Below are 443 nucleotides of genomic sequence, written 5' to 3'. Positions count from 1 at the left end.
GTCGAGTCTCGTGGGCTCGGAGATGTGTATAAGAGACAGATATAGGGGCAATCGCTCCGTTTGGCAAGTGCGGAACAGATGCACGTTCAGACGGCATGTGCGGAGTGTGTCAAAGTTTCTTTTTTGTACGACAACTTGTCGTGGCTCAAAGCCAGCGAGACATTCCATTCGCGGTTACGCTGCGCCTCCGTCGAAAATGCCGCAATGCCTTTGTAGTTGCGGTGGGCGTAAGACGCGGCAATCCGGCTGTTCAAACCGCCCGTCCCGCCCCACTCCTGCGCCCAACCGATATGGACGGCGTTGCGGCGTACCGACAATCAGGCAGGGGGCGTTGCTTCGGGTAACGGGGTTGGGCATCAGCGACTGCATGATGTTGAAAAGTGCGTGGAAAAAGGCTTCGCCGTCGATGACAAAGAGGACGGGATAGCCTTCAGACGGCATTT

At 56.4% G+C, this 443-nt stretch carries 2 pseudogenes; both read right to left on the bottom strand.

Annotation, left to right across the window (positions count from 1 at the left end):
• Positions 1-122 precede the first annotated feature (122 nt).
• Positions 123-308 (bottom strand): annotated as a pseudogene (locus ACRPFF_RS11145) (surface lipoprotein assembly modifier); the annotation flags it as partial.
• Position 309: 1 nt separating this feature from the next.
• A pseudogene (locus ACRPFF_RS11140) lies at positions 310-443 on the bottom strand (alpha/beta hydrolase); the annotation flags it as partial.

The sequence above is a fragment of the Neisseria sp. SLRRB23 genome (assembly GCF_050896295.1).
Taxonomy (GTDB): domain Bacteria; phylum Pseudomonadota; class Gammaproteobacteria; order Burkholderiales; family Neisseriaceae; genus Neisseria.
Note: the sequence above shows the minus strand (reverse complement) of the source record. Positions and strands in the feature narration are given on the sequence as shown.